This window comes from Ectobacillus funiculus (genome assembly GCF_004138295.1).
GTDB lineage: Bacteria > Bacillota > Bacilli > Bacillales > Bacillaceae_G > Ectobacillus > Ectobacillus funiculus.
This window is the reverse complement of the sequence record NZ_SCFM01000065.1, coordinates 25,043-31,099: the sequence shown is the minus strand read 5'-3', so window position 1 is coordinate 31,099 and position 6,057 is coordinate 25,043. Positions and strand designations below refer to the sequence as shown.

Annotated in this window: 6 protein-coding genes and 10 tRNA genes; 1 reads left to right on the top strand and 15 read right to left on the bottom strand. The window is 44.6% G+C overall.

The genetic code is table 11. From position 1 onward, the window contains the following. The 11 genes from EP737_RS23085 to EP737_RS23035 all read right to left on the bottom strand — a co-directional run bounded on the left by EP737_RS23085 (nucleotide 1) and on the right by EP737_RS23035 (nucleotide 1,590). A tRNA-Arg gene (locus tag EP737_RS23085) sits at nucleotides 1-74 on the bottom strand. A gap of 82 nt (nucleotides 75-156) precedes the next feature. Beyond that, nucleotides 157-242 (bottom strand) — tRNA-Leu (locus tag EP737_RS23080). Nucleotides 243-254: 12 nt separating this feature from the next. Further along, nucleotides 255-338: transfer RNA gene (locus EP737_RS23075), tRNA-Leu, on the bottom strand. Nucleotides 339-344: 6 nt separating this feature from the next. After that, nucleotides 345-417: transfer RNA gene (locus tag EP737_RS23070), tRNA-Lys, on the bottom strand. 4 nt (nucleotides 418-421) lie between these two features. Beyond that, nucleotides 422-496, bottom strand: a tRNA-Gln gene (locus EP737_RS23065). A 60-nt stretch (nucleotides 497-556) separates the two neighbouring features. Then, nucleotides 557-632, bottom strand: a tRNA-Asp gene (locus EP737_RS23060). Between the two features lie 5 nt (nucleotides 633-637). Then, nucleotides 638-713: transfer RNA gene (locus EP737_RS23055), tRNA-Val, on the bottom strand. Between the two features lie 7 nt (nucleotides 714-720). Next, nucleotides 721-795: transfer RNA gene (locus EP737_RS23050), tRNA-Glu, on the bottom strand. 3 nt (nucleotides 796-798) lie between these two features. Then, nucleotides 799-889 (bottom strand) — tRNA-Ser (locus tag EP737_RS23045). Between the two features lie 3 nt (nucleotides 890-892). Beyond that, nucleotides 893-967, bottom strand: a tRNA-Asn gene (locus tag EP737_RS23040). 152 nt (nucleotides 968-1,119) lie between these two features. After that, entirely contained in the window at nucleotides 1,120-1,590 is a 471-nt protein-coding gene (locus tag EP737_RS23035; protein ID WP_129731425.1) for a SprT family protein, read from the bottom strand. 79 nt (nucleotides 1,591-1,669) lie between these two features. Between EP737_RS23035 and cmpA the strand changes: the two genes are divergently transcribed. Further along, on the top strand, nucleotides 1,670-1,780 hold the full coding sequence (gene cmpA, locus EP737_RS23030; protein ID WP_129731423.1) for a cortex morphogenetic protein CmpA: 111 nt from the start codon (nucleotides 1,670-1,672) through the stop codon (nucleotides 1,778-1,780). Between the two features lie 36 nt (nucleotides 1,781-1,816). Here the strand turns inward: cmpA and EP737_RS23025 are convergent, their stop codons facing one another. From EP737_RS23025 to alr, 4 genes are all read right to left on the bottom strand, one after another. Next, a complete protein-coding gene (locus tag EP737_RS23025; RefSeq protein WP_425455952.1) occupies nucleotides 1,817-3,994 on the bottom strand; it encodes a Tex family protein in 2,178 nt (725 codons plus the stop codon). 105 nt (nucleotides 3,995-4,099) lie between these two features. Beyond that, nucleotides 4,100-4,450, bottom strand: a complete 351-nt coding sequence (gene ndoA / locus EP737_RS23020; protein ID WP_129731421.1) for a type II toxin-antitoxin system endoribonuclease NdoA — start codon at nucleotides 4,448-4,450, stop codon at nucleotides 4,100-4,102. 4 nt (nucleotides 4,451-4,454) lie between these two features. Next, on the bottom strand, nucleotides 4,455-4,745 hold the full coding sequence (locus EP737_RS23015; protein ID WP_129731419.1) for a CopG family ribbon-helix-helix protein: 291 nt from the start codon (nucleotides 4,743-4,745) through the stop codon (nucleotides 4,455-4,457). Nucleotides 4,746-4,886: 141 nt separating this feature from the next. After that, nucleotides 4,887-6,053, bottom strand: a complete 1,167-nt coding sequence (gene alr / locus EP737_RS23010; RefSeq protein ID WP_165350892.1) for an alanine racemase — start codon at nucleotides 6,051-6,053, stop codon at nucleotides 4,887-4,889. Nucleotides 6,054-6,057 lie beyond the last annotated feature (4 nt).

The window sequence follows — 6,057 nt, the reverse complement described above, 5'->3', positions numbered from 1 at the left end:
CGCGCCCGAAAGGACTCGAACCCATAACCTTCTGATCCGTAGTCAGACGCTCTATCCAATTGAGCTACGGGCGCACGTTTTATACAGTCATTCACACTTCTTTCGAAGGCGACTTTTACATAATAACACATTCAATTTATTAATGCAAGTTTTTTTTGGTGCGGTCGGCGAGACTCGAACTCGCACGAGCAATGCCCGCCACCCCCTCAAGATGGTGCGTCTACCTATTCCGCCACGACCGCGTCTAAATAAAATGGTGCGGGTGAAGGGACTCGAACCCCCACGCCAAAGGCGCCAGATCCTAAGTCTGGTGCGTCTGCCAATTCCGCCACACCCGCAAAATGTGAGCCATGAAGGACTCGAACCTTCGACCCTCTGATTAAAAGTCAGATGCTCTACCGACTGAGCTAATGGCTCATGATGGCTGGGCTAGCTGGATTCGAACCAACGAATGACGGAGTCAAAGTCCGTTGCCTTACCGCTTGGCTATAGCCCATCGATGAAACTTTATGTTACACATCCATAAAAAACAACTTCTATTCGCTAGAAGTTTTAGTGGCGGTCCCGACGGGGATCGAACCCGCGATCTCCTGCGTGACAGGCAGGCATGTTAACCACTACACCACGGAACCAGATATGGTGGAGGATGACGGGCTCGAACCGCCGACCCTCTGCTTGTAAGGCAGATGCTCTCCCAGCTGAGCTAATCCTCCATAATGTTGGTGACCCGTACGGGATTCGAACCCGTGTTACCGCCGTGAAAGGGCGGTGTCTTAACCGCTTGACCAACGGGCCATCTGGCAGAGAAGAAGGGATTCGAACCCTCGCGCCGGTTACCCGACCTACTCCCTTAGCAGGGGAGCCCCTTGAGCCACTTGGGTACTTCTCTGTATGGCTCCGCAAGTAGGATTCGAACCTACGACCTATCGGTTAACAGCCGATTGCTCTACCGCTGAGCTATTGCGGAATAATGAAATGCATCTCGATAACGATAAAAGCCATCGCCTTATTGAGACTTCTTACATTTTATATTTTTCAATATAAAATGTCAATAAATAATTCAATTTATTTTTTGATCACTTTCGTTGTGACACGTTTATAATAATACTTTATCGAAACTTAAGTGTCAACACATTTTTTGATCTCAGCTAGCTTACCTTTGCATTTCCCACATCGATACCGATTTGTATCGACTCTTCTTTTTCGTGCATATTGAAGCCTGCATGATGTACATTCATACATATATGATGAAAGCCTTCTCTTCGAGGCTGCACCCGGAATCGTTTTACAAAAGCGTGGCGCTCCAACTTCTGCCAACAGCCTGCGAAAATCAGCATCTCGGTGTTTATACCCCTTGCCTGCCAAATGCAAATGATAATGGCAAAGCTCATGCTTAATCACTTCAATAAGCTCCTCTTTCCCGAACGCTTCGTAATAATTATAACTTAGCTCAATATGATGACTTTGCAGCAAATACCTTCCGCCAGTTGTACGAAGACGCTTATTAAACAATGCCTTATGACAAAATGGAAGCTTGAAGTATCGGAGGGATACCTCCTCCACAAGATGTTGTAATTCTTCTTCCTTCATTTATTTAACACCCTCTCTTCGTCCCGCGCATATACTTTTCATATATCCGCCCTATCTTACATTTAGAGGAGGGATATTCATGCCGACTTGGCTGCAAAATCAAATTCGCCGCGCCTATTTTGAAAAAAACCGTTATCAAATTAGAGTATTAAATGAGTGTTGGTTTTTCTACAAAAAACTCCAACGTTAATCAAGGGAGTGTTCCTCGTTCACTCCCTCGATTGTTTTATTCCGACAGCGGCAGCATAGACAAAGAAACACGTCCTTTTTTCATATCTACACCATCCACCCATACCTTGACGATTTGCCCAACCGAAACAACATCAAGAGGGTGCTTAACAAAACCCTTTTTCAGTTTAGAGATATGAACAAGCCCATCCTGTTTTACACCGATATCAATAAATGCTCCAAAGTCCACTACATTGCGTACAGTTCCTTCTAACTCCATACCGCGTTTTAAATCCTCTAATTGAAGAACGTCTTTCTTTAAAAGCGGCTTTTGAAACTCCTCCCGCAAGTCACGTTCTGGACGAATGAGAGCATCAATAATATCACGTAAAGTCGGTTCTCCTATACCCGTTTTCTCTGACAGCTCGGATACGTTTACTTCCTCTAGAGCTTGCTTCAACTGAGGCTCGCCTAAATCATTTACTGTAAATCCAAGCTGCTTCAGTAGATTTGTAACATCATCATAACGCTCAGGGTGAATGCTTGTCTTGTCTAAGGCATTGTCGCCTTCCAAAACACGCAAGAATCCAATGCACTGCTCATATGTTTTTGCCCCTAAGCGTGGAATTTTTTTTAACTGGGAGCGACCTGTAAATTTCCCGCTCTCTTCACGCTGCTTTACAATATTTTTAGCTACCGTCTTTGTCAGACCCGATACATATTGTAAAAGAGAAATAGAGGCTGTATTCACATTTACCCCTACCTGGTTGACCGCTGTTTCCACAACAAATGTCAGCGACTCACTTAAACGCTTTTGAGACACATCGTGCTGGTACTGCCCGACACCTACCGATTTTGGATCAATTTTCACCAGTTCGGCCAAAGGATCTTGAAGACGGCGGGCAATGGAGACTGCACTGCGCTCTTCCACTTGTAATTCAGGGAATTCCTCACGTGCTACATCAGAAGCCGAGTAGACACTTGCTCCAGCTTCATTGACGATAATATAGAAAATATCCCGGTCCATTGCTTTTAAAATATCAGCTACAAATTGTTCCGTCTCACGGGATGCTGTACCATTTCCGATTGCAACAACTTCAATATTATATGTATGTAAAATTGAAATGAAGGCTTCTCTTGCTTCCGCTGGTTTTGCCTTCGGTGGATGCGGGTAAATCACTCCTATTTGCATGACCTTTCCGGTCTCATCCACAACGGCAAGTTTGCACCCTGTGCGATATGCTGGGTCTACACCGAGAACAACCTTTCCTTTCATAGGTGGCTGCAGCAGCAAATTACGAAGGTTCTCCGAGAAAATATGAATCGCCTGCTCCTCAGCCCGCTCTGTTAACTCCTTGCGAATCTCTCTTTCAATGGAAGGTTCGATAAGGCGCTTATAAGCATCCTCTACCGCCTCTGCCACGTATTGTGCTGCTGGTGAAGCAGGGGTTACCGTACGCTTATATAAATACTGCACACTCTCTTCACTCGGGGGCATCACGGCTATCTTTAAAATCCCTTCACTCTCACCACGATTCATTGCCAAGATACGGTGAGGAACAATTTTTTGAATGGGCTCTGTGTAGCTATAATACATCTCATATACCTTTTTATCGTCTTTTTCTTCATCCTTAACCGAAGAAGAAATGCTTCCATTTCGAAACGTAGCATCACGAATCCATTTTCGGTAGGACGCCTCATCAGAGATTTGCTCGGCAATAATATCCTTTGCGCCCTGCAGTGCCTCTTCCTCTGTTTGCACAGCCTTCTCCACGTCGATATATTCCCGTGCTCTCGCTAGAACATCACCATGCACCGGAAAAGACAGCAGCCAATTAGCTAATGGCTCTAACCCCTTCTCCTTTGCAATCGCTGCTTTTGTTCGTCTTTTCTCCTTATACGGACGGTATAGATCTTCTACCTCCTGCAGCTTTGTCGCCGCTTCAATATTGCGGCGAAGCTCGTCGGTCAGCTTTCCTTTTTCCTCAATCAGACGAAGAACTTCCGCTTTCCTTGCTTCCAAGTTTACGATATACTGCCATTTCTCCAAGATGGTACGGATTTGCACTTCGTCTAAAGACCCCGTCATCTCCTTACGATAACGAGCAATGAATGGCACCGTATTGCCTTCTTCAGTCAGATTGATAACGCTGGCCACATACTTCCTTGCAATCCCAAGCTCCTTTGAAATATCTGTGATGAATACGTTACGCCCTTCTACTGCTTCTGCTTGCAAAAAACACGCCTCCCATTCAACAAATTGTATATAACCTACTTATTTCCTACAATAATACACTCATGAAAAAAAGCTGCTCCAATAAGAGAGCAGCTTCGTGATGGTTTAAAAATCTATCAGTCCTAAACTAATCTGTACCGCTTCGTCCACACGGTCCATCATTTCCTCATCCAAATGAGTAATTTTATCCGTTAAACGTTGCTTATCGATCGTCCGGATTTGTTCAAGCAAAATGACGGAGTCTCTCTCGAATCCGTATCTCTTCGCATCAATTTCTACATGAGTCGGCAGCTTTGCTTTCTGAATTTGTGCTGTGATGGCTGCTACAATGACAGTAGGGCTAAATCGGTTCCCGATGTCGTTTTGGATAACAAGAACAGGACGAACGCCACCTTGCTCAGAACCAACAACCGGGGAAAGATCTGCAAAATACACGTCGCCGCGCTTTACAATCAAAGGATTACCCCCCGCTAACTAAGCGTTCTACTGTATGCTCTGCTTCGTATTCTGCTAAGAAAGCTTCAGATGCGATGCCCAGATTAATCTTACCCATCTCAATATATCCACGTCTCATAGACTCATGCTGATAGCGTTTCTTTGTCTTATGTTGACGCAATAATAATTGAGTTGCTTGACAAATTAAATCATTACGATTTCTATTCTCTTGCTTTCCGATTCCATCTAGCTCATTTACCATTTGTTTCGGCAGACGAACAACTATTTCTGTAGTAGTTACACTCGATTCGGACACAAAAATACACCTCCACCATCAACTACACACACCGATATATATTGACACCTATTTTCATAATACCATTGTATGGGCTCTGTTGCAAAGACTTCCTGATTCCTTGCTTATGTTTTCCATCTAAAATGAAAAACATTCACCGCTCTAAAACTTTTCTGAGTCGACTAATATATTATCTGTCTGGAATACTGCACCATTTTTTATATAGACACGCGGGACTCGAAAGCTAATCAGGCACGGAATCTCGTAGTTAATCGTCTCTGCGTGCGCAGCTGCATCGTCAATGCTAACACATTCTCTATTTTGTTTGCCGAGCAGTGTAATCTTTGTACCGACAGGCAGCTCATGTGGAAGGCGAACCATAAATTGATCCATACAAACGCGACCCACGATCGGAACACGATGCCCATCCGCAAGAACCTCAAATCCTTGCATTTTTCGAATCCAACCATCTGCATACCCGACTGGTACAGTTGCAATCCATTCCTTCTCCTTAGCTTTATAGGTTGCACCATAACTAATGCCACTCCCTATTTTCACTTGCTTCACATGCGTAATTTTACTGTGCAGAGAAAAAGCTTCCTGTAACGGATAAGGAAGAAGATGATTAATTTCCGGAGATGGTGTCAAACCGTACATAGCAATCCCGATGCGGACTGTATTGAAAATACACTGCGAAAAACGTAAGCTTGCCGCACTGTTTGCGCAATGTATAAGCGGTGGATGCACATCGCGCTCCTTCATCCATTCCAACTGCTGTAAAAATCGTGCATACTGCCCTTCAAAATAGGAAACATCCACACTATCTGCTGTTGCAAAATGTGTATATGCCCCTTCCAGGAAAAAGAAAGGTGAATCTTCGATAGCACCGAGACAGCTTGCCAATTCTTCCTCCGTTTGAATACCGAGGCGCCCCATGCCGGTGTCAAACTTAAAATGTAAAGAGAGCGGACTAGAAAAATCCTTCCCTTGCTTCACCTGCTCTAGCCATTCAGAACGAAATACCGTTAAAGCAATGTTATACTCGGCTGCAATTGCCGCATCTTCGGGGCGTGAAGCTCCTAATACAAGAATTGGGGCTGTAATGCCTTCCTTTCGTAATAAAAGCGCCTCATCCAAAAATGCAACCGCAAGCCGACTTGCTCCCGCCTCCAAAGCCGTCTTCGCTACAGGTACGTAGCCATGACCGTAGGCATTTGCCTTAACAGCCGCGATAACTTCAGTTCCTTCCCCTACATGATGCTTGGCGTTGGCTACATTGGTATATATAGCATCCAAATTTACCTCTACCCATGTATCGCGGTAAAACATTGAC

Excerpts from the sequence above, each read along its gene's own strand:
- EP737_RS23035 (WP_129731425.1), bottom strand. The coding sequence starts at position 1,590 with ATGAAGGAAGAAGAATTACAACATCTTGTGGAGGAGGTATCCCTCCGA.
- cmpA (WP_129731423.1), top strand. The coding sequence starts at position 1,670 with ATGCCGACTTGGCTGCAAAATCAAATTCGCCGCGCCTATTTTGAAAAA.
- alr (WP_165350892.1), bottom strand. The coding sequence starts at position 6,053 with ATGTTTTACCGCGATACATGGGTAGAGGTAAATTTGGATGCTATATAT.